The sequence below is a fragment of the Streptomyces sp. NPDC091272 genome (assembly GCF_044757485.1).
GTDB lineage: Bacteria > Actinomycetota > Actinomycetes > Streptomycetales > Streptomycetaceae > Streptomyces.
The window spans coordinates 26,062-46,760 of the sequence record NZ_JBIVVC010000019.1; the positions used below are offsets into that span (position 1 = coordinate 26,062).

General features: G+C 72.9%; 14 protein-coding genes. 7 read left to right on the forward strand and 7 right to left on the reverse strand.

Annotated elements, in window-relative coordinates; all coding sequences use genetic code 11:
• Window positions 1-186: 186 nt before the first annotated feature.
• The 4 genes from ACIQM4_RS33640 to ACIQM4_RS33655 all read left to right on the forward strand — a co-directional run bounded on the left by ACIQM4_RS33640 (window position 187) and on the right by ACIQM4_RS33655 (window position 4,551).
• Window positions 187-1,464, forward strand: a complete 1,278-nt coding sequence (locus ACIQM4_RS33640; RefSeq protein ID WP_401599230.1) for a sensor histidine kinase — start codon at window positions 187-189, stop codon at window positions 1,462-1,464.
• On the forward strand, window positions 1,449-2,093 hold the full coding sequence (locus tag ACIQM4_RS33645; protein WP_401599231.1) for a LuxR C-terminal-related transcriptional regulator: 645 nt from the start codon (window positions 1,449-1,451) through the stop codon (window positions 2,091-2,093). Before ACIQM4_RS33640 ends, ACIQM4_RS33645 begins: the two co-directional genes overlap by 16 nt.
• Window positions 2,094-2,220: 127 nt before the next feature.
• Complete coding sequence (locus tag ACIQM4_RS33650; protein WP_401599233.1) at window positions 2,221-2,988, forward strand: trypsin-like serine peptidase; 768 nt, start codon at window positions 2,221-2,223, stop codon at window positions 2,986-2,988.
• A 117-nt stretch (window positions 2,989-3,105) separates the two neighbouring features.
• Window positions 3,106-4,551 carry a DUF1996 domain-containing protein gene (locus ACIQM4_RS33655; protein ID WP_401599235.1) on the forward strand — a complete coding sequence of 482 codons (1,446 nt, stop codon included), beginning with the start codon at window positions 3,106-3,108 and terminating at the stop codon, window positions 4,549-4,551.
• 163 nt (window positions 4,552-4,714) lie between these two features.
• On the opposite strand, the gene ACIQM4_RS33660 is transcribed toward ACIQM4_RS33655, so the two are convergent.
• The gene (locus ACIQM4_RS33660; RefSeq protein WP_401599237.1) at window positions 4,715-5,137 is read right to left on the reverse strand and encodes a hypothetical protein; all 423 of its coding nucleotides are present in this window, start codon (window positions 5,135-5,137) and stop codon (window positions 4,715-4,717) included.
• A gap of 89 nt (window positions 5,138-5,226) precedes the next feature.
• Between ACIQM4_RS33660 and ACIQM4_RS33665 the strand changes: the two genes are divergently transcribed.
• The 3 genes from ACIQM4_RS33665 to ACIQM4_RS33675 all read left to right on the forward strand — a co-directional run bounded on the left by ACIQM4_RS33665 (window position 5,227) and on the right by ACIQM4_RS33675 (window position 7,564).
• Window positions 5,227-5,841: a rhomboid-like protein gene (locus ACIQM4_RS33665; protein ID WP_401599238.1), complete on the forward strand. Its 615-nt coding sequence runs from the start codon at window positions 5,227-5,229 to the stop codon at window positions 5,839-5,841.
• Between the two features lie 100 nt (window positions 5,842-5,941).
• On the forward strand, window positions 5,942-6,760 hold the full coding sequence (locus ACIQM4_RS33670) for a tyrosine-protein phosphatase (protein ID WP_401599240.1): 819 nt from the start codon (window positions 5,942-5,944) through the stop codon (window positions 6,758-6,760).
• Between the two features lie 78 nt (window positions 6,761-6,838).
• Window positions 6,839-7,564 (forward strand): DUF4230 domain-containing protein, encoded by a 726-nt coding sequence (locus tag ACIQM4_RS33675; protein WP_401599242.1) that lies wholly within the window; start codon window positions 6,839-6,841, stop codon window positions 7,562-7,564.
• Between the two features lie 13 nt (window positions 7,565-7,577).
• Here the strand turns inward: ACIQM4_RS33675 and ACIQM4_RS33680 are convergent, their stop codons facing one another.
• The 6 genes from ACIQM4_RS33680 to pulA all read right to left on the reverse strand — a co-directional run bounded on the left by ACIQM4_RS33680 (window position 7,578) and on the right by pulA (window position 20,497).
• Window positions 7,578-8,306 (reverse strand): TetR/AcrR family transcriptional regulator, encoded by a 729-nt coding sequence (locus tag ACIQM4_RS33680; protein ID WP_401599244.1) that lies wholly within the window; start codon window positions 8,304-8,306, stop codon window positions 7,578-7,580.
• Window positions 8,307-8,390: 84 nt separating this feature from the next.
• Window positions 8,391-9,476, reverse strand: coding sequence for a PDR/VanB family oxidoreductase (locus ACIQM4_RS33685; protein WP_401599245.1), 1,086 nt, complete (start codon window positions 9,474-9,476; stop codon window positions 8,391-8,393).
• Window positions 9,477-9,480: 4 nt separating this feature from the next.
• Entirely contained in the window at window positions 9,481-10,395 is a 915-nt protein-coding gene (locus ACIQM4_RS33690) for a metal-dependent hydrolase (protein ID WP_401599247.1), read from the reverse strand.
• Window positions 10,396-10,598: 203 nt separating this feature from the next.
• Window positions 10,599-12,599, reverse strand: coding sequence for a hypothetical protein (locus ACIQM4_RS33695; protein ID WP_401599249.1), 2,001 nt, complete (start codon window positions 12,597-12,599; stop codon window positions 10,599-10,601).
• Between the two features lie 50 nt (window positions 12,600-12,649).
• The gene (locus tag ACIQM4_RS33700; protein ID WP_401599251.1) at window positions 12,650-14,755 is read right to left on the reverse strand and encodes an ATP-binding protein; all 2,106 of its coding nucleotides are present in this window, start codon (window positions 14,753-14,755) and stop codon (window positions 12,650-12,652) included.
• A 471-nt stretch (window positions 14,756-15,226) separates the two neighbouring features.
• Window positions 15,227-20,497, reverse strand: a complete 5,271-nt coding sequence (gene pulA / locus ACIQM4_RS33705; RefSeq protein WP_401599302.1) for a pullulanase-type alpha-1,6-glucosidase — start codon at window positions 20,495-20,497, stop codon at window positions 15,227-15,229.
• Window positions 20,498-20,699: the final 202 nt, after the last annotated feature.

Below are 20,699 nucleotides of genomic sequence, written 5' to 3' on the forward strand. Positions count from 1 at the left end.
CGTGAGGTGTGCGGGGTGGGCTACAAGTACACCCCGTGAGGTGTGCGGGGTGAGGGGGCCCGGTGACCGGTGGTGCTGGGTACACCCCGGGCCGGGTGCCCGGCCCCAGTGACCTCGTCCCCTTGCCCCGGCGAAAATGGGCGGGTACTCGGCGCACGGGGCGCGGACTGAGGGGGACCCATCACCATGAATGCCACGAAGATACGCGCGTCGGTCCGAGCGGGGTTCCGGGGCCTCGGTCTGGCCACCGTCACGCTCGGCACCTCGATCGCCCTCTTCACCCTGGCGATCCTCTCGATCAGCTTCATCGGGCTCGGCATCGGTGTCCTCACCACGCCGCACGTGCTGGGGGCGGTCCGCACCTGGGCGAACAGACGACGGCTGCTGGCCGGCACCTGGTCGGACGTGCGGATCGCGATCCCCTACCGGCCGGCGCCCGCCGACGCGCGCACCGGTGTGACGGGCGCGGTGGAACGGACCACGCTGATGCTCAAGGACCCGGCGACCTGGCGGGACCTGGAGTGGCTGCTCATCGACATGGGCGCCGGATTCGCCACCGCGCTCCTGCCCGGGCTCACTCTCCTGTACTGGCTCTACGGGCTCGTGCTCGCGGCGGGCCTGTGGCGGGTGTTCGAGCACGGAGGCGCGGACTGGTACCTCTTCATTCCGGTGCACAGCCAGTTCACCGGGTTCCTCGCCCTCGCCCTGGGCCTCGTCATCCTCGCGCTCGGCCTGCGGTACAACACCACCCTCCTGCAGGCCCACTTCCGTCTCGCCAAGTACTTCCTCGACCCGACGAGGGAGGACTCGCTCACCCGGCGCGTCGAGAAGCTGACCGAGACCCGGCACGACGCCCTGGACACCTCCGCCGCCGAACTGCGCCGCATCGAGCGGGACCTGCACGACGGGGCCCAGGCCCGGCTGGTCGCCATGGGCATGGATCTGGGCACCATCGAGGCCCTTGTCGACAAGGACCCCGCGCAGGCGAAGAAGCTGATCGCCACGGCCCGCGCGTCGTCGGCCGAGGCCCTGACCGAGCTGCGCGACCTGGTCCGCGGCATCCACCCGCCGGTGCTCGCCGAGCGTGGACTCGGGGACGCGGTAAGGGCGTTGGCGCTGCGGCTGCCGGTGGAGACCGAGGTGGCCGTGGACCTGCCGGGCCGCGCGGAGGCGGCGGTGGAGTCCGCCGCGTACTTCGCGGTCAGCGAGGTGCTCACCAACGCGGTCAAGCACTCGGGCGCCGACCGCGTCTGGATCGACCTGCACCACGCGGGCACCGGAGCCGACGGCGTGATCCGGGTGTCGGTCACCGACAACGGGCAGGGCGGGGCAAGGGTCGGCGGCGGCTCGGGACTGAGCGGGATCGAACGCAGGCTCGGTACATTCGACGGTGTTCTGGCCGTCAGCAGTCCCGCGGGCGGTCCCACCATGGTGACCATGGAGATTCCTTGCGCGTCCTTCTAGCCGAAGACCTCTTCCTGCTGCGCGACGGTCTGGTCAGGATGCTCGAAGCGTTCGGCTTCGAGGTCCTGGCCGCCGTCGAGACCGGGCCCGAACTCACCCGGGCCTTCGCCGAGTTGGAGCCGGACGTCGCCGTCGTCGACGTCCGGCTCCCGCCGTCCCACACCGACGAGGGCCTGCAGTGCGCGCTGGCCGCCCGCCGGGCGAGACCCGGGCTGCCCGTCCTCGTACTGTCGCAGCACGTCGAGCAGTTGTACGCGCGCGAGCTGCTCGCCGACGGCGCCGGGGGCATCGGCTATCTGCTCAAGGACCGGGTGTTCGACGCCGAGCAGTTCGTCGACGCGGTACGGCGGGTGGCGGGCGGCGGCACCGCGATGGACCCCCAGGTCATCTCGCAGCTGCTGTCCCGGCGGGCGCAGGACAGGCCGATCGGACAGCTCACCCCGCGGGAGAAGGAGGTGATGGAGCTGATGGCGCAGGGCCGCTCCAACACCGCCATCGCGGCGCAGCTCTTCGTCACGGAACGGGCGGTGGCGAAGCACACGTCCAACATCTTCGGGAAGCTGGACCTGCCGGTCTCGGACGACGACAACCGGCGGGTCCTCGCGGTGCTCGCGTACCTCGACCGGTAGCGGATAGGGGCGACAATCGGCCATCCCGTGCATAACCTGGGCGGCGTGACCTGTGCGTGACCTGTTCGCTGCGGGATTCGGTTGAGAGGGGCTGTCCGACGTGCGTGACCGGTGGATGCGGGGGTCCGTGGCCACGGCCGGCCTCCTGGCACTGTTGTCGGCCACCGCGTGCGGCGGGCCGGTGGCGTCCGCGCCCCGGCTGGATCCAGGGGTCTCGCCGACACCGCAGAAGTCGGCCGCCGTGATCGACTACCCGCCGTTCATCGGGGTGCTGGTGGAGGGCGACGACCACTGGTGCACGGCGAGCGTGGTGGACAGCCCCAAGGGGAACGTCGCGGTCACGGCAGCACACTGCGTGCACGAGGAGGAGGGCACGGCCAAGCGGGAGATCTCCTTCGCCCCCGGTTTCTCCGGTTCCGGCAAGGGCAAGCAGCCCTACGGCGCATGGCGGGTGCGGTCCGTGCAGGTCGACGACCGCTGGCAGGAGCAGGAGGACGACCCGTACGACTTCGCCTTCCTGACGCTGGAGCCCGACGCGCAGGGCCGTGACGTCCAGGAGGTCGTGGGCGCCGCCGGGCTCGACTGGGAGTCGCAGCCGCAGCGCCAGGTCACGGTGATCGGCTATCCCGAGCCCGGCCACAACCCGGACAACAGACCGGTCACCTGTACGACCAACAGCATGCTCGACGAGGAGCTGCCCGGCATGGTGCAGATGCGCTGCGCGGGCTTCTGGAACGGCACCAGCGGCAGCCCCTGGCTCACCGGCTACCGGGGTCCGGACCGGCCGGGCAGGCTCATCGGCGTGCTGAGCGGCGGCGACACCGACGCCGAGTCCACGGCCGCGCTGTTCGGGGCGCCGGCACGCGCCCTCTACCAGCAGGCGCTGAAGGCCTGAGCGTGCCCCGCGCGCACCTGTGGCTTGCTACGAACCTTGGGGCGGGCGGGGAAGGGCTGAACGCTGCGGTGCCCGCGCACGTATGGGTCTTCGCCCGAAAGAAAGCGAAGGCTCCACATGCAACACAAGCGTTCGAAATTGGCGAACAGGACGATCGCCGCCACCGCCGCGCTGATTCTCGGCGGGGGCACGATGGTCGCCCTGAACGTGCACGCCTCGGCCGGGGAGGATCCGCCCGCCCGGACGGCCTTACCCGTGGCGCCGCGCACGGAGACCATCGGCTGTCCCGACGCGGCGGGCGCGCTGCCCGACGTACCGCGGGGGGCGCGGCAGGAGGTCGACCGGGAGCTGGCGGCGATGGACAGCCAGATCACCGAGGCGTACCGCAAGCTCGCGGACACGCCGGGCGCGTCCGCAGACCGGGAGGCGACGCTCGGACCGCTGAAGGACGAGCGGGCCGCGTCCCTGGGCCGGATCGGCGACGCCGTGGAACGGCAACCGGAGGGCGAGCGCCCGCAGGGACTCGACGCCCTGGCCCCGTGCACGCTGCGGACCGCCGAGCTGGGACAGGACCGCGACCGGGGGCAGGACGGTGACCTGGAGCGGGACGGAGGCCAGGGGCAGGACGGAGGCCAGGGACCAGACCGCGACCAGGGGCAGGACGGTGACCGGCAGGGCAACGGCCCCTCGCCCGCCGATTTCGTCGACATCCGCTCCGTGCGTCCCGACGCCCCGCGTGTCCAGAACCGGCGCACCGCCTCGCGCGGCACCTTCACCACCGAGTGCGGCCGCAACAAGAACGGCAAGTTCAACCCCGACAACGTCATCGTCGCGCCCGGCGTGAGCAACGGCGCGCACCACATGCACGACTACGTCGGCAACCAGGCCACCGACGCCTTCGCGAGCGACGGCACGCTCGCCGCCGGTACCACCAGTTGCCGGAACCAGGGCGACAGGTCCACGTACTACTGGCCGGTGCTGCGACTGCAGAACGGCAAGGCGGAGGACGACGTGCAGGCGGACGGCGGAGGCAAGGACGGGAACACCGGCGAGATCCAGACCCCGTCGCAGGTCACCCTGGATTTCGTCGGCAGTCCGACCGGCCGGGTCACCGCGATGCCGCGGTTCCTGCGGATCATCACGGGCGACGCGAAGGCCTTCACCAACGGTGACGCGAACGCCAACGCGTCCTGGAGCTGCACCGGTTTCGAGAACCGGCAGCTGAAGAAGAAGTACCCGATCTGTCCGCGCGGCAGCCGGGTGGTGCGCACCTTCAAGTTCCAGAGCTGCTGGGACGGCAAGAACGCCGACAGCGCCAACCACCGCACCCATGTCGCCTTCGCCCGCGCGAACGGGACCTGCGACCTCGGCTTCCGGCTGATCCCGCAGCTCGTGCAGCGCGTGGTGTACGCGGTGCCGCCGGGCCCCGGTTTCGCGGTCGACTCGTTCCCCGAGCAGCTGCACAAGCCGGAGACCGACCACGGGGACTTCATCAATGTCTTCGAGGAGAGGCTGATGCGGCGAATGGTCGACTGCATCAACGCCGGGCGCCGCTGCCGGTGACCGCCCCCGACCGGACGGCCGCCGCTCACGGTGGCGGCCGTCCCGGGCCGACGACCGCCGCCCAGGCCCGCCTAGCCACCCCCGACCGGACGACCGCCGCCCAGGCCCGCCGCCTCGCCGTGCCCCCTCCCGAGCCGACGCCCGCCGCCCGCCGGCGCCGTGGTCAGCTTCCGTGCCCGCCCGGGTGTCCCTGTCCGCCGCCCGGGTGACGCACGCCGGACGTCACCGTTCCGCCGAGCCTGCCGCGCAGCTCCGCGACCACCGTTTCGTCGCCCGTCACGACCCACCTGCGGCCGAGCAGATAGCTGCCGCCGTAGTCGTCCGCGCCGTCGAGCCACTCCTGTCGCCCACGGTCGGTGGCGAACGTCGCCAGCACATAACTCCCGTTTGCAGTACGGCAGTTCGCCTGTCGGATCTCGGCGGCCTCGGTGCCGATCTCCGGTACGCAGCCCGCCTTCGCCGCCAGCTCCTCCAGGGACCCGGACGCCTCCTTTGGCGGCCCCTGCGGGCTTCCGCAGCCCGCCACGCCCATCGCCACCGCCGCCAGAAGGGCCGCCGTACCCACCGCCGTCACTCGCTCGCGCATCCGCCCATCGTGGCGCGCCGCCGCGCCGCCGCGGGGGTGAACCGACAGATCTGACACGTCTGTTACGTCCCGTGCGCGATCATGCCCCCATGCACCTCCCGGACCTTCCCGTCCTCGCCCCCGTCTACGTCGGCGGTGTGCAGCTCGGCGCCCTGGCCGCCCACCGGCAGCTGCCCGAGGGCGAGCTGCGGCACTTCCTGCGCGACTGCTCCACCAATGTCGACCAGCTCGCGGCCGGCCGCTGGGACACCCTCCTGACCAGCGCGCTCGTCGTCGAGGAGCCGATGCCACTGCCGTACGTACTGCTGCTGCTCGCCGTCCTCGGGTACGCCGAGTACGCGTACGGCGCCTGGTGGGCGGCCGGGGTGTTCCTGCTCGGGCACACCGCCGCCTCGCTGCTGGTCTACGGCGGGCTGCGCGCGACCGGCCCCGACGCGGCGACCAGGTCGGCCGTCGACGTCGGCACCAGCTACGGCTTCAACGCGGTCCTCGGCGCGCTCACGGCCGCCGTGCCGCGCGGCCCGCTGCGCCTCGCCGCGCGGGCGGGACTGCTGGTGCTCGGCGCGCGACCGCTGCTGGGCCGCGACCGGCCGACCTTCACCGACGTGGGGCACTTCGCGGCACTGGCCCTGGGCATCGGGCTGGGCGCCGGGCTCGGTACCGGGCGCGGCGCACCGGCGGGCGGGCCCCGCCGGACCGCCTGACCCCGCGGCACGTACGGTGGCCGGAAGAAGAGCCTGCTCCGGCCCGCGGAAAGCGTGCCGGGGCGGGGAACAGCCCCCGGCCCGCAGGAGTCCCGCCGCCATGACCGCACTCGCGTCCACCACCGTCGCCAACCTCCGCGACCTCGGCGGCCTGCCGCTCCCCGGCGGGCGCACCGTACGCGCCGGGCTGGTGCTACGGGCCGGGCAGCTGGACCGGATGGACCCGGCCGCGGACCCGGTCCTGGCGGATCTCGGCCTCGCGACGATCGTGGACTTCCGCAGCGAGGCCGAGCGGACCGACCACCCGGACCGGGTGCCGGCCGGGGTCCGGCTGGTCGTGGCGGACGCGCTCGCCGACACCATCAGGACCGCGGTCGTCCGCGGCGACTCGGACGACAGGCCCGCCGCCGCCCAGCTGGGGCACATCCTGTCCGACCCGGCGCTCGCCGAGGAGCACCTGGGCGGCGGCCGGGCCCGGTCCCTGTTCGCCCAGACCTACCGCGCGCTGGTCTCGTCCGGCTCGGCGGTCGCCGCGTACCGCAGCTTCCTGACCGAGCTGGCGGCGCCCGACGCCGGACCGCTGCTGTTCCACTGCACCGCGGGCAAGGACCGCACCGGGTGGGCGGCGACGGTCGTGCTGACCCTGCTGGGCGCCGACGCGCAGACCGTGCAGGAGGAGTACCTGTCGGTGAACCCGGCCGTGCGCGCCGCCTTCGCGCCGCTCATCGACGGTTTCGTCGCGAAGGGCGGCGACCCGGGGATCGCCCGGGCCGTCATCGGTGTCGTACCGGAGTACCTGGAGACGGCGCTGGCCGAGGTGGACGAGAAGTTCGGCTCGATGGAGGCGTACGTACGGGACGGGCTCGGCATCTCCGACGAGGCGGTGGCCCGGATCCGCGAGCGCCTCACCCAGGACTGACCCGCGGCCGCCGATGTCGATCACGCGGAGTGTCCCGGCCGCCGCGTGAGCACGGCCCGCGCGGGGCATCCGGTCCGTATGGACCGCACCGACGCGCGCACGGATCGCCAGGACCGCTCGGCGGAGCAGCAGGACGACGGGTACCGGCCCGGCCCCGGCCGGCCGCCCCGCCGCCGTGTCTCGCTGTGGATCAAGATTCCCGGCGTGCTGCTCGCGCTGGCCGCCGTACTACTGCTGGGCACCCGGCTGTTCCTGATCCCGGGGCTCGATGACCTCTTCGGCACCGAGACCAAGGACCGTACCGGCCCGGCAGTCCTCAAGTCCCTTCAGGACATGAGCAGTTACGAGGCGGCGGCGGGCAACTTCCAGGTGGTGGTGGACCTGGAGAAGGACGCCAAGTTCCTGCCCGACGCGATCCGCGGCAGCCGCACCCTGTACGTCGGCGCGGGCACCGTCGGCGGGAGCGTCTCGATGGCGCGCCTGGGCAAGGACGACGTGACGGTCAACGAGGACCGAACCGCCGCCACGATCCGCCTGCCGCACGCCACGCTCGGCAGGCCCGCACTGGATCCGGACCGCTCGTACGCCGTGTCCAAGCAGCGCGGGCTGCTCGACCGGCTCGGGGACTTCTTCTCCGACAACCCGAACGACGAACAGGCCGTCCACCAGCTGGCCGCCAAGCGCATCGGCGAGGCGGCGAAGGAGAGCGGGCTGACCGCCCGCGCCGAGAAGAACACCACGAGCATGCTCCAGGGCCTGCTGCACTCGCTGGGCTTCAAGGACGTGACCGTCACCTACAGGTAGCGCGGGCGGTGGGTCACTCCGCCGATCCGCGCTGCTCCGGCACCTTCGGCAGCAGCGGGGCCAGTGTGCCCAGCCGCTCGACCAGTTCCCCGAAGGGCCCGTCGGCCGGCTCGTCGGTCAGGATCCGCAGTACGATCTCCGCCATCCCGGCGTCGTAGGCCGCGCTGACCGCCATCAGGGCGGCGAAGTCGTGGACGAGCTGCAACTCCAGTTCGCCGCGCGGGATTTCCCGGCCGTCCAGCCAGATCAGCGCCGTCGACTCGGCGAGCGAGACCCAGGAGCGGACGACCAGCGCGAGGCGGGCGGGCGGCTCGCCGATGCCGAGGTGGTCGAGGATCTGCTCGTACGCCGCCTGCCGCACCTCGTCGATCATCGCGTTCGTCGTGGAGGAGCCGACGGCGGGGCCGCCGCGCATCAACGCGGAGAAGCCGGGGCCGTGTTCGTCGACGAAGCCGAAGAAGCGGCCCATCACCCGCAGCAGGCGCCCGCCGAGCGGGCCCTCGTGCGGTTCCTGGAAGCGGGCGGCCAGTTCGTCGGCGGCCCGCCGCAGCGCCGCCTCGTACAGGCTCTGCTTGCCGGGGAAGTAGTGATAGACGAGCGGCCGCGAGATGCCCGCGGCGGCGGCTATCTCGTCGATGGAGACCTCGTCGGGAGAGCGATGGCTGAACAACTCCAGCGCCACGCCGATCAGTTGCTGCCTGCGCTCTTCGACGCCCATCCTGCGGCGCACCCCGGTCGTCATCGCACCAGCGTAACCGGCGTTCACCCGTTGAGGGACCCCCGGGGGCCGCACGGGATCTTCGCCGGCCCCCTGCCCCAGCTCTGCCTAAAGGTCCAGGACCAGGCGTTCTCCGTCCGCCCTTGACACACAGATGAGGAGTGAGTCACCCCGTTCGGAGTCGGTCAGCAACTCGTCGCGGTGGTCGATCCCGCCCTCGATCACCCGCTGTTGGCAGGTACCGCAAAAGCCCTGCTCACAGGAGTACGAAAGATTCGGGACGACCGGTTTCAGGGCGGCCAGGATCGAGGTTCCCGCGGGCACGGTGACGGCGGTGCCGGTGCGCCGCAGCTCCACCTCGAAGGCGCCGGAGCCACCGGCGCCCGCGCCCGGCGCGAACCTCTCGACGTGCAACGAGCAGTGCTCCGGCAGTGATGCCTCCAGCGCCCCCAGGAGCCCTTCGGGTCCGCAGCCGTAGACGGCCGTCCCCCGCGGTGCCCCTGCCGTCGCCGCGGCCAGGTCCGGGAGTCCGTCCTCGTCCTCGGCGACGACGGTGACCCGCTCGGGCCCGCCGAGCTCCAGGGCCTCCGCCAGGAAGGGCATCGTGGCCCGGCTCCGGCCGCAGTACAGCAGTTTCCAGTCCGCGCCCGCGGCCTCCACCGCGCGCAGCATGGGCAGTACGGGGGTGATGCCGATGCCGCCCGCGACGAAGACGTACGACGCCGCCTCGATCAGGGCGAACCGGTTGCGCGGCCCCCTGACCAGGATCTCGGAACCCTCGTGGATCTGCTCGTGCACCTCGCGGGAGCCGCCCCTGCCGCCCTGTTCCCGGTCCAGGACGCGGGTGGCGACGGTGTACGAGGCGCGGTCGGCGGGGTCGCCGCACAGCGAGTACTGGCGGACCAGACCCGAGGGGAGGACCAGGTCCAGGTGGGCGCCCGGCTCCCACGGCGGCAGGTCGCCCGCGTCCATGGCCTCCAGGTGCAGCTGTACGACGCCGTCGGCGGGTTCGGTGCGTCCGCTGACCAGGACGCGGGTGCCGGCCGGCCGCCCCCGCTGCCCCGACACGGGCTCGTCGATGGCGGGCAGCGGCCAGAGCGGCGAGCGGTCGACCCGGCTGCGCAGGGCGCGCCGGGTGACGACGGCGGCCGCGGCGACGCCGGTGGCGATCAGGTACGTACGGGCGCGGGGCATGGTTTCAGGAACCTCCGGAGGTGCGGGCCTCGGCGGCCAGGGCGGCGGGGGACTGGGCGAGGTAGGCCACGGCCTGGGCGGTGCTGCCCTCCTGGGAGGGGTGGTAACGGCGGCTCAGGTAGCGCGGGACGGACCGCGCGATGGCGCCGGTGGTGGGCAGCACGCCCTGCCGTCCGCCGCGCACGAGCTCCTTCAGGGTGGCCTTTCCGGCCCCGCCGAGGCTGGGGTCGTGCGCCATGAAGAAGCGGGAGCCGCGCTGCCACAGGAAGACCAGCGCGGTGAAGGCGGTGGCCCAGGTGCGCGCCCTGCGCCGGTAGCCGCCGTCGACGTGCTGGAACAACTCGAAGGCCACCGAGCGGTGTTCGACCTCCTCCGCGCCGTGCCAGCGCAGCAGGTCGAGCATGGTGGGGTCGGCGCCGCGCCGGTCGAGTTCGTCGGCGTTGAGTATCCAGTCGCCGAGGAAGGCGGTGTAGTGCTCGATGGCCGCGATGATCGCTATTCGTTCGAGCAGCCACCACCGGCGGGCCCGGCCGGGCGGCAGTGTCCGGTCCCCGAGGAGCTTCTCGAAGAGCCAGTCGACCTGTGCGGTGTACGGGGTGGGGTCGAGGCCCTGCGCCTTGAGGTGCGGCAGGACGTCGTCGTGGGCCTGCGCGTGCATGGCCTCCTGGCCGATGAACCCGATGACGTCCGCGCGGAGCCTGTCGTCGGTGATCAGCGGCAGGGCTTGCTTGTAGACGTGCACGAACCAGCGTTCCCCGGCCGGGAGCAGCAGGTGCAGGACGTTGATGGTGTGGGAGGCGAAGGGCAGGCCCGGAAGCCAGTGGAGCGGGGTGTCCGCCCAGTCGAAGGACACCCGGCGGGCCTTGAGCGGCGTCCGCTCCGACGCCACCGGGACCGGCCCCTGCTGCGTATTAGACATGGCGTCAATGTACTGACGAGTACGACCTTGGCAACAGGTCTGTGCAGCCGAAACTTTGCCGCTGTCCGCGAGGACGGACCAGGGGGCGGGCCGCCGCGGACCTGGGACCGGGCCGCGGCGGATCCGGGACCGGGCCGCGGCTGGCCCGGGGACCGGAACCGGCGCACCCGTGGCGCGCGCGGTTCCGGCCCCCTGTTGGTTCCTCAGCGCAGCAGATTCACCCGCGTTCCGTCCGCGAGCTTGCCCGACAGGGCCGCCTGGTCGCCCTGGTGCGCGGGCAGCGCAAGGAGGTTGCCCTGCGCCGAGCCGTTCACCCCGCCGCTCGCGGAGAGCGAGGTGAGCCTGTCGTTGCCGGCCGCGAGGAGGTACCACTTCTGGGTCTTCGACTTCCAGAGCACCCCGGCCAGGACCTCGGGCCGCTTGGCCCCGCAGGCGGCCGAGTCCTCGGCGCGTGCGGCGATCGCACCGGGCAGGCCCCGGCCCACGACGGGCGACTGGAACTGTGCGAAGACCCGGCTGCCCGGCCCGCGCCAGGTCTCGGCCCTGGTGCACAGCCAGCGCGCGGTGCCGCCCGCGTCGGGGAGCGTCTGGGTGGCGTACGTCCAGGAGTTGACGCTGCGCACACCGCGCGAGCGCAGAGTGGGCAGCGTGCAGGCGGTACGCGCCCAACCCGCCCTGTCGGACGCCGTCCTGAGGTCCGCCGGAGACTCGGCGGGCCCTGCGGTGAGCCGGGCCGGGACGAGCTCGCCCAGATCGGTGAGGGTGCGGGTGCCGGAGCTGTCCCGTACCTCCATGGCGTCCCAGGTCCGGCAGTCCCTGGCCATCGAGGAGGCCGCGACCGGGGCGGTGACGCCTGCGGTGTCGCGCGCGAGGGTGCGCGGGGCGGCCGCCGGGTCGAGGAGGTCGCGCACCGAGACCTGGTCGGCCCAGGGGGCGGTGAGGTAGCGGACCTCGCTGTCGGTACGGGCGAGAACGACCGCGTTCGCGGTGGCCTCGGTGGCGGCGTCGACGCGGGCGAGGTCCAGGGCGGTGCCCCGCCCGTCGTCGCCCGCGATCGGTTCCGCGTACCTGACCAGCCGCAGCCCGTCGTGGAGCAGGACGATCCGTGCGCCGTCGAGCTCGCCCGCGTACAGCAGCTGCGGCGGTCCCATCGCGGGCCCGGTGGGCGTGCCGGGGGTCGCGGAGACGCGCGCGGCCTCGCCGGGCGCCGCCCAGTCGGCGAGCGCGCGGCGCAACAGCCCCTGGTCCTCGGTGAGGTTGCCACGGGCCGGCCAGGCGGAGAAGTCGGCGCGGTCGGCGGTGCGCCAGGCGGCGGGCGCGACCCGGGTGAGCTGGCCGGGGTCGAGGGCCAGGTCGGCGGCCGGGTTGCCCCGCTGCGCGGCGTCCTGGCCCGAGGTGGCGAGCAGTACCCCGCACACCACGAGCGCCGCCAGGGCCGCCAGTGCGGCCCTGGTGTGCTGGCGGCGGCGCATCAGGTCGGTGGGGCGGGCCTGCAGCGAGCACGGGTCGAACTCGGCGGATTCCAACAGCGGCGACGGCGGGACGGTGTCCGCCTCGGCGAGCGCGGCGTCCGGCTCGGTCACCCCTGCGGCCACGAGGATCTCCCGCAGCGCCGGATCGTCCAGCTGCTCAAGTCCCCGCAGCACGTACGCGGCGCGCCCGGCGCCGCTCAGGGCCGCGAGCCGCTGGTCGAGGGCGAGTTCGTCGGCGCCGCCCGACCTGGGGAACAGCCGCAGCCCCCACACCTGGGGAAGCAGCGGCGGCAACTGCGCCCGGCTCGGCCACCTGCCGCGCAGCAGCGGCGGCTCGGCCGCCAGTGCCTGGCGCAGTACCTGCCGGCGTACGAACGTGTGAGCGCGCTCGCGCGTGGACGCTTCGCCGGGAGCGTCCTGGCCCTCGCCGCCCCGGGGCAGCGGAACGCCCGAAGCGCCGGGGCCGGACCGCTGGGGCCGTCCGCCCCTGCCGCGCGGCAGGGCGCGCTGCACGAGGGAGTGCGCGGTCAGTACCCGGCGGTTACGGCCGAGATGCGGCGGCAGCACCAGGTAGGCGAGGCGCACCAGGCGTGGGTAGTGCTCGACGAGCGCGGCCTCCGCCTGTTCGACACCGACGGTGTCCACGGGTCCCGCGGCGGGCGGGGCCTTGTCCGTGACGGTGGCGTCGGTGGGCTTGCGGGGGCGGCTGATGACATCCTGTGGGCGTCGCACATTACGCAGAACGAGCGATTCATCCGATGGTCACCCATGAGTTGGCCGGTTCAGGGGCGGGGGCCCAGCAGGGCCAGCGCGAGGGCGGACTCCTGGTGGGCGGCGGCGCCTTCGGCGTACGCGCGCTCGAAGGCCGGGTCGCCGATCGCGGCGCGGGCCAGCCGTTCGCACTGCGCACGGACCGGGGCCAGTTCGGGGGTGCCGCGCTGCGGGTGGCCGACCTGGCTCCAGTAGGTGTGCCCCGCGCCGAAGACGCGGGCCGCCCGGTCCCCGTCGCCCTGGGCGGCGAGCGCGGCGGCGAGCAGGTCCAGGCCCAGTGCGATGCCGAAGCTGTCGCCGAGCCGGTACTTGGCGTCGACCATCGCCCGCGCGTAGGCCGCGGCGTCCTGCGCCCGGTCCTGGAGGAGGGCGATCAGGGAGAGCTGGTAGTCGGCGTAGGCGCGGGTCCAGCACTCGCCCTCCCCGGCGCAGATCCGGCGCAGTTCGACGGCCGCGGTCTCGGCCTCCGCGAGCCGGTCCATGGCGGTGAGGGCGAACACCCGCACGAGACGGCAGCGCAGCTGGGACGGGGAGTCGAAGGCTTCGCCCGGACGGGCGGCGAGGGAGCGGTCGGCGACCGTGAGGGCGGCGCGCGGGCGGCCCATCATGAGGTACGTGAGGCCCAGGAGGTAGGCCGCCGACAGCATGTCCTCGGGGTTCTTGGCCTGCCACGCGGCGACCGCGCACTGTTCCCCGAGCCGGCGGGCGGACTCGTGGTCGCCCTGGAGCACGGTGATGACGCCGAGCGCCCACAGGGCTCGGGAGCGGTGCGGCCCCGGCACGCTGTGCGAACTCAGGATGCGCGTCAGATAGGTGCGGCCCTCGTGGAGGTGGCCGCAGCAGCTCCAGAAGAAGCCGACCCGGCCGGCCATTTCGAGGGCGGCCTCGGGGTCCGTCTCCAGCAGGTGGTCCAGGGCGGCGCACAGGTCGTCGTACGAGTCGCCGATCCGCCGGTACCAGTCGGCCTGCCGGGGGCCGAGCCAGCCCTCGTCGGCCCGGCGGACCAGGTCCGCGTGGTACGCGGCGTGCCGGTCGGCGGCCCCGTCCCGCTCCCCCAGTTCGGCGAGCCACATCGCTCCGTACTCGCGCAGGGTGTCGAGCATCCGGTACGTCGTCCCCCCGGCCGGCTGCCGTACGACGGACTTGCTCGCCAGACCCTGGAGGGTGCGGACCACGGCGTCGCCGTCGAGGGGCCCGCCCGCGCAGATCTCCCGTGCCTCGGCCTGCGCGAAGCTTCCGCGGAACACCGAGAGGCGGGCCCACAGCAGGCGCTCCGGCGGGGTGCAGAGCTCGTGGCTCCAGCCGATGGCGGTGCGCAGGGCGCGGTGGCGTTCCGGCCAGGTGCCGTCCCTGGAGAGGAGGTCCAGACGCGGGGACGGCCCGGAGCCGAGCCGGTCGGCGATGTCCTGCACGGTCCGCGCCGCCCGGTCTCCTGCGCCCAGCTGGGCGCAGGCCAGTTCGAGGGCGAGCGGGATGCCTTCCAGCCGGGCGCAGACCGCGGCGACGGCCTCGTCGGAGGCGGGGTCGTCGAGGGTGAGCCCGGGGAGCGCCCCGCGCGCCCGGTCGCGGAAGAGTGCGGCGGCGCCGTCCGCACCGTGCAGGGGCAGCGGCGGTACGTCGAGCAGCAGCTCGCCCCGGGAGCCCAGGGGGTGTCTGCTGGTGGCGAGCACCGTCAGCTCCGGCACGGTGGTGAGGAGTTCGGCCACCAGGTGGGCGGCCGGGGCGGTGAAGCGCTCGCAGGAGTCCAGGACGATGAGCATGTGCTTGCCCTGGAGCCACTCGCACAGTGCCTCGGCGGGCATCCGCAGGGTGTGGTCGGCGAGGTCGACGGCGTCGGAGACCGCGGCGACGAGGAGTTCCTCGTCGCGCAGGGGGGCGAGGTCGACCCACCGGACGCCGTCGGGGTGGCGGGCGGCGGCATGCCGGGCGGCGCGCAGGGCGAGCCGGGACTTGCCGACGCCGGCGGGGCCGGTGAGGGTCACCAGCCGGTGCACGCCGAGGGCATGGTCCACACGGCCGAGGTCGGCACGGCGCCCCACAAAACTCGTACTCTCCTCGGGAAGGTTAACCAACACCCCGCCATTCTGGCCCACTTGCTCACAGGGACGCGCCCCCATAGGGGCGCGGGGAACTGCGCGAGCAACCACAACGCGCCCGCACGGGGGCGCCCCACAGGGGCGCGGGGAACTGCGCGATCAACCACGACGCGCCCGCACAATCCGCACCCACACGCAGAGGGCACCTCCCAGGGGCGCGGGGAACTGCGCGACCAGCCACAACGCGCCCGCGCGGAGAGAACATCGCGCAAGGGGGCACGCGAGGGGTCACGCTCCACGCGAGGGGCCGCCCCCTTGCCCACCCGTCCCGCCCCCGGGGGGCGGCCCCGCTGCCCAAGGAGGCTGGAGGTGGGGAGTGGAGGGAAGGGAAGGGGCGGCCCCGCTGCCCAAGGAGGCTGGAGGTGGGGACTGGAGGGAAGGGAAGGGAAGGGGCGGCCCCGCTGCCCAAGAGGGCTGGGGGTGGGGAGGGGCAAGGGCGGCCCGCACCCGAGCGGGGCGAGGGCCGCCCCACGCCCGAGGAGGGCGGTGGGGTCAGGTGGTGGTGAAGATGGCTACCGTTCGGCCCGGCACCGTGAAGGTGCCCGTGGGTGACTCGTAGGAGGACCGTTTTGTCAGCTCGTCCGCGCCTGCTGCCTGGACAGGGTGCAGGGTGTACCGCGCGCCGGCCACCCCCGCCACCACCTCCCTCCGCACGGCCGGTGTCGCGTTGAACACCACCATCAGCTTGCCGAGCCGCATCGTGAGCACCCCCGGTGTCTCCTCCTTGCCGGACAGCGGGAAGGACAGCGCCGACTGCACCTGCCCCGCCGTCGCCAGCTTGAAGTCCGCCTCCGTGGTGCGGATCCTCAGCAGGTCCCGGTAGGCGGCCGACGCCCCCTCGATCTCCCGGCACCCCACCCTGAGGGAGCCGGCGCCCAGCAGCGGCTTCCCGTACTCCCACTTGGGCCGGTTGTCCGCGGCCATCGGCAGTCCGCGCCCGAAGCCGTTGCCGCCCCGGCAGTCCCAGTGGATCGCGTTGAACCAGTCCCCACTGTCGTAGGAGTTGCGGTCCAGGGACTTGGAGCGCAGCAGGTCCGTGCCCGCCTGGGAGAGCGCGGGGCCCTGCGACAGCGTCGCCGTCGCCATGGCGAGCACCTGCATTCGGGCCCGGTCCCCCGGCGCCGTCCCGGCCGGCAGCTTGAAGGCGAGCGCGTCGTACAGGGACTCGTTGTCGTGCGCGTCCGCGTAGGCGAGCGCGTCGCCCGGCGCCGCCGCGTACCCCGCCGGTGCGCCGTTGTAGTCGACCTCGGAGCCCTTGACCGTACGGCCGCCGCTGTCCGTGAAGGAGTAGTCGGCCAGGTTGCCGGTGAGGCCGACCTTCAGCAGGTCCTGCTGGTGCAGCAGCCGGCTCCGCTGCTGCGCCGGACTCCCGTTCGCCGCCGATCCGTTGGGGTCGGTGAACAGGCCGCTGCCGAATCCCTGGACGCCCGGGTCCTCGTCGAAGGGGCCGCCGCCGCGCACCGCGTCCCGCGCCCGGTCCGAGAAGGTGGCGATGCCCGTGCCCGCCATGTTCTTCTGGGTGGCCTGCTCGAAGCGGGCGTCGTCGGCGACCTCGCCGAAGTTCCAGCCCTCCCCGTACAGGACGATGTTCTTGCCGTCGACGCCGTCCTTCGCCTCGGTCAGCGCGTCCAGCGCCTTGCGCACCGCGAGAATGTTGGCCTTCGGGTGGTGTCCCATCAGGTCGAAGCGGAACCCGTCGACCTTGTACTGCTTCGCCCAGGTGACCAGCGAGTCCACCACGAGCTTGCCCATCATGGTGTTCTCGGGGGCGGTGTTGGCGCAGCAGGTGGACGTGGCGACGCTGCCGTCGTCGAGCAGCCGCTGGTAGTAACCGGGCACGATCCGGTCGAGCACCGAATTCTCGGCCTGGCCGGAGGCGACGGTGTGGTTGTAGACGACGTCCATGACGGTGCGCAGCCCCGCGCCGTTGAGGGCCTGCACCATCTGCCGGAACTCCACGGTCCGCGCGGTGCCCTCGGGGTCGCTCGCGTAGGAGCCCTCGGGAACCGTGTAATGCAGCGGGTCGTAACCCCAGTTGTACGCGTCCTTCGCCGCGACCGCCCCCACGCAGGCCTGCTGCTCCTGCGAGTCGGGCGGGAGGGACTTCAAGTCGCAGGTCACCGAAGCCTGTTCCGACTTCTTCTCCGGGATGGTGCCGATGTCGAAGACCGGCAGCAGATGGACGTAGGAGGCGCCGGACGCGGCGAGTTCGCGCAGATGCCGCGAGCCCTTCGAGTTCCGGTCGGTGAACGCCAGATACTCGCCCGGGTGGGCCGAGGTGCTGTCCTCGACGGAGAAGTCCCGGACGTGCAGCTCCTGGATCTGCGCGTTCCGCAGCGGCACGGGCGCGGGCTTGCGCAGCGTGCGCCAGCCGGTGGGCGCGAGCTTGGGGTCCGCCAGGTCGACGACCAGGCTGCGGGCGGAGTCGGTGGTGAGGGCGGTCGAGTACGGGTCGGTGACCTGGTTGGTCACCACCTTCCGCACGCTCGGCGCCCACACCGTGACGTCGTACCGGTACGGCTCGCCCGCCCAGCTCCGCTGCCCGCGCACCGACCACACACCGCTGGCGTCGTCCCGCCGCATCGCGACCTTGCGGCCGCCGATGTCGAGGACGACGCTCTGGGCGGTCGGGGCCCAGAGGGACAGGGTCGGCGTGCCGCCCCGGAAGACGGGCCCGAGGTCGGCATCGGCGGCGCGGGCTCCGTACGTGGCGTCGAGTACGCCGGGGATCTGCACCCCGGTCGCCGAGAGCAACGCCCCGTTCGAGGCCCGCTGGGTGGCGACGATCTGTCCGCGCAGCGACTCGTCGATCCTGGCGCGGTCCCGTACGTCCACGGTGAAGGCCGGATAGGCCTTGAGATGCGGGTACTTGGCCTGCTGGGCGTCGCTCAGCGTGCCCGGGTTCAGCCGCAGCCACCTCCCCTCGTCGCTCAGCGCGCCGTCGACGACCTCGATGCCGCCGCCACGTGCGTACACGAGCTGCTGGCTGGTCGCCTCGGTCGCCGCGACCTTCCACACCACCGTGTCCCGGTCGATCCACTGCGCCTCGGCCTTGCCGAGGTCGAGCGAGCCCGCCCCGCCGGTCTGCGGCAGCACGTACTGCGGCCGGCCGGCCAGCGCCCAGACCTCGTTGCCGTGGGTCGCCAGGTCGAGGGACTGGTCGGTGGGGAGGTCCTTCTCGTCGCCCTTGTGCAGGATGTAGCTGAGGGAGGTGGCGCCGGCGGCCAGCGGCACCTCGTAGGTGACGCCGTACGCGTCCCGCCGCACCGGCAGGATCGGCCTGGCCCAGTCGGTCGGGTCCTTGGCCCCGGTCCACACGTGCAGGCCCCAGCCGTCGTAGTCGCCGTCCGGGCGCTGGAGGTGCAGTACGGCCTTGGTCCTGTCCTGCGGCGGGTAGCTGCCCTCGGGGGCCTTGGTGAGCTGACCCTCCTTGCCCTGCTCGACCCAGACCTCACCGGTCACGCCGAGGTCGACGGTGCGCGCCGGGCCGTCGGCGGCGCCGTTCTTCTCGACGGTGTACGGGAAGGAGGTCGCGCCGTCCGGCAGTTTCACCCAGGCGAAGGCGCCGTAAGCGTCACGTCCGGTGAACTCGCCGGTTCCGTGCGGTGACTTGAGCTGAAATCCCGCGTAATCGCCGTCGCCGCGCCGGTAGTGCACGACCGCGTAGGTGCGCTCCCCCGCCCGGGGCTTCTCGGGCGGCGGCGGCTGCCCCGCCGTCGTCGCGGCGAGGGCACTGGCCGTGCGTCCTGCACTGTCCACCACAACTGCCTTGTACCGCAGCGCCGTTCCGGCATTCGTCCTTCCGTCGACGAACTGGGTGACCTTGTACGGGGCGTGGTCGGCCGAACCGAGGGTGCGCCAGGGCCCGTTGCCCACCTGGGCCGCGAAGACGACGCGGTTGAGCTGCCCACCGGTGGGTGTGGCCTCGATCTCGACGGTGCCGGTGGCTCCTGCAGCGGGGGGCCTCAGGGTGAGGGACGGCTCGGCGGCCGGGGCACCGAGCGGCTTCACGGCCCGGAGCACCAGGGTGGACAGCGCGGGAACGGTGACCTTGACCTTCCGGTCGACGGCGTTCACCGCCCCGGCGCCGCCGTAGATCGTACGGAAGCTGCCGCTGGTGACCGGGATCTCGACAGTCCTGGCCGCGGTGGCGCTGTTCGCCGCCACGACGTACTCGACCTTGCGCCTGGCGTCCGTACGGGAGAAGGCGTAGACGGAGCCCTGCGCGTAGCGCTCCTCCTGCACGCCGTCGCGCAGGGCGGGGTGGGCCTTCGTCAGCCGGGAGAGTCCGGCGATCGACCGGTAGAGCGGGTGCGTGGTGTCGTAGGCGTCGCTCGCGTGGGTGCGGTCGGTGCCGAGCTGGTCGTCGTCGAGGTAGTCGGCGGTCTTCGAGGCGAAGAGGCTCTGGCGGGCGTCCTTGTCACCGCCCGCGCCGGTGAAGCCCTGCTCGTCGCCGTGGTAGACGACCGGGTTGCCGCGCCCGAAGAACATCAGCTCGTTGGCGAGACGGGCGCGTCGCAGCAGCTCGTCGTCCGACGCCTGCGGGTTGTCCTGCTTGAGGAAGCTGCCGATGCGGCCCATGTCGTGGTTGCCGGTGAAGGTCACCTGCTCGTACGCGTTGGCCTTGTCGGTGGTGTAGCGGTAGTCGGCGGCGTACACCTTGGCGAGCTTGTCGGCGCCCGCACCCTGGGACGCGTACCCGCGCAGGGCGTCCTGGAGGGGGAAGTCCAAGGTGGCGTCGAGCCGGCCCCGGGTGACGTACGGGGCGGTGACCGCCGGATCGGAGTCGTAGACCTCGCCGAACATGAAGAAGTCGTCGCGCCCGCGCTTCTTGGCGTAGGCGTCGAGGGCGGTGGCCCACTGCGTCCAGAAGGGCAGGTCGACGTGTTTGACGGTGTCGATCCTGAACCCGTCGATGTCGAAGTCGCGGACCCACTTCTCGTAGATCTTCGCCATCCCGTCGACGACCTCGGGCCGCTCGGTCCAGAGGTCGTCGAGACCGGAGAAGTCGCCGTACTCGGCGCTCTCGCCGGCGAAGGTGGAGTCGCCGCGGTTGTGGTACATCGTGGGGTCGTTGAGCCAGGAGGGCGTCTTGCGCTCGCCCGTGCGGGGCACGGGGGTGTACGGGAAGGAGTTCCGGTCGACCCCCGGTACGCCCTCGCGGTCGTCGAACGGCCGGCCCGTCCTGTCCAGGTACGGGTAGGCGCCCTTCGGCCGGTAGCCGTACTTCTTCTCGGCGTGGTCGACGGTGTCGGCGGTGTGGTTGGTGATGACGTCGAAGAAGACCTTCATGCCCTTGGCATGGGCCTTGTCGATCAGCTTGGCCAGGTCGGCGTTGCTGCCGAAGTGCGGGTCGACCTGGGTGAAGTCGGTGATCCAGTACCCGTGGTAGCCGGCGGAGGCGTCCTTGCCGGTGCCCTGCACGGGCTTGTTCCTGAAGATGGGCGCCATCCAGATGGCGGTGGTCCCCAGGCCCTTGATGTAGTCGAGCTTGTCCGTCAGGCCCTTGAGGTCGCCGCCCTGGTAGAAGCCCTTGTCGGCGGGGTCGAACCCGTGGTCGAGCCGGGATCCGGTGAGGCCGCCACGGTCGTTCCGCGGATCTCCGTTCGCGAAGCGGTCCGGCAGGACGAAGTAGAACTGGTCCCGGGTGAGATCGTGCCGGGCGGGCTGCGCGGCGAGTCGGGCGTCCGGGGGCGGGGCGGGGGGCCTCGCCGCGTTGCCCGCGCCGAGGGCGGGGGTGGTGGAGGCGAGGCCGGCGCACATCGCCAGCGCGAGGCCGGCACTGGCGGCTCTTCGCAGGGGAAGGGGTATCACGGGAGGAGTCTCCTAGGAGTGATTCGACTGGCCGACGGGGCCGACCGGGGGGCTCTACAGGGGGCGCCACCTATAGGGGCGCGGGGAACTGCGCGCTCAGCCACGACGCGCCTGCACGTCTCACACCCACGCCCAGGGGGCACCTCCCAGG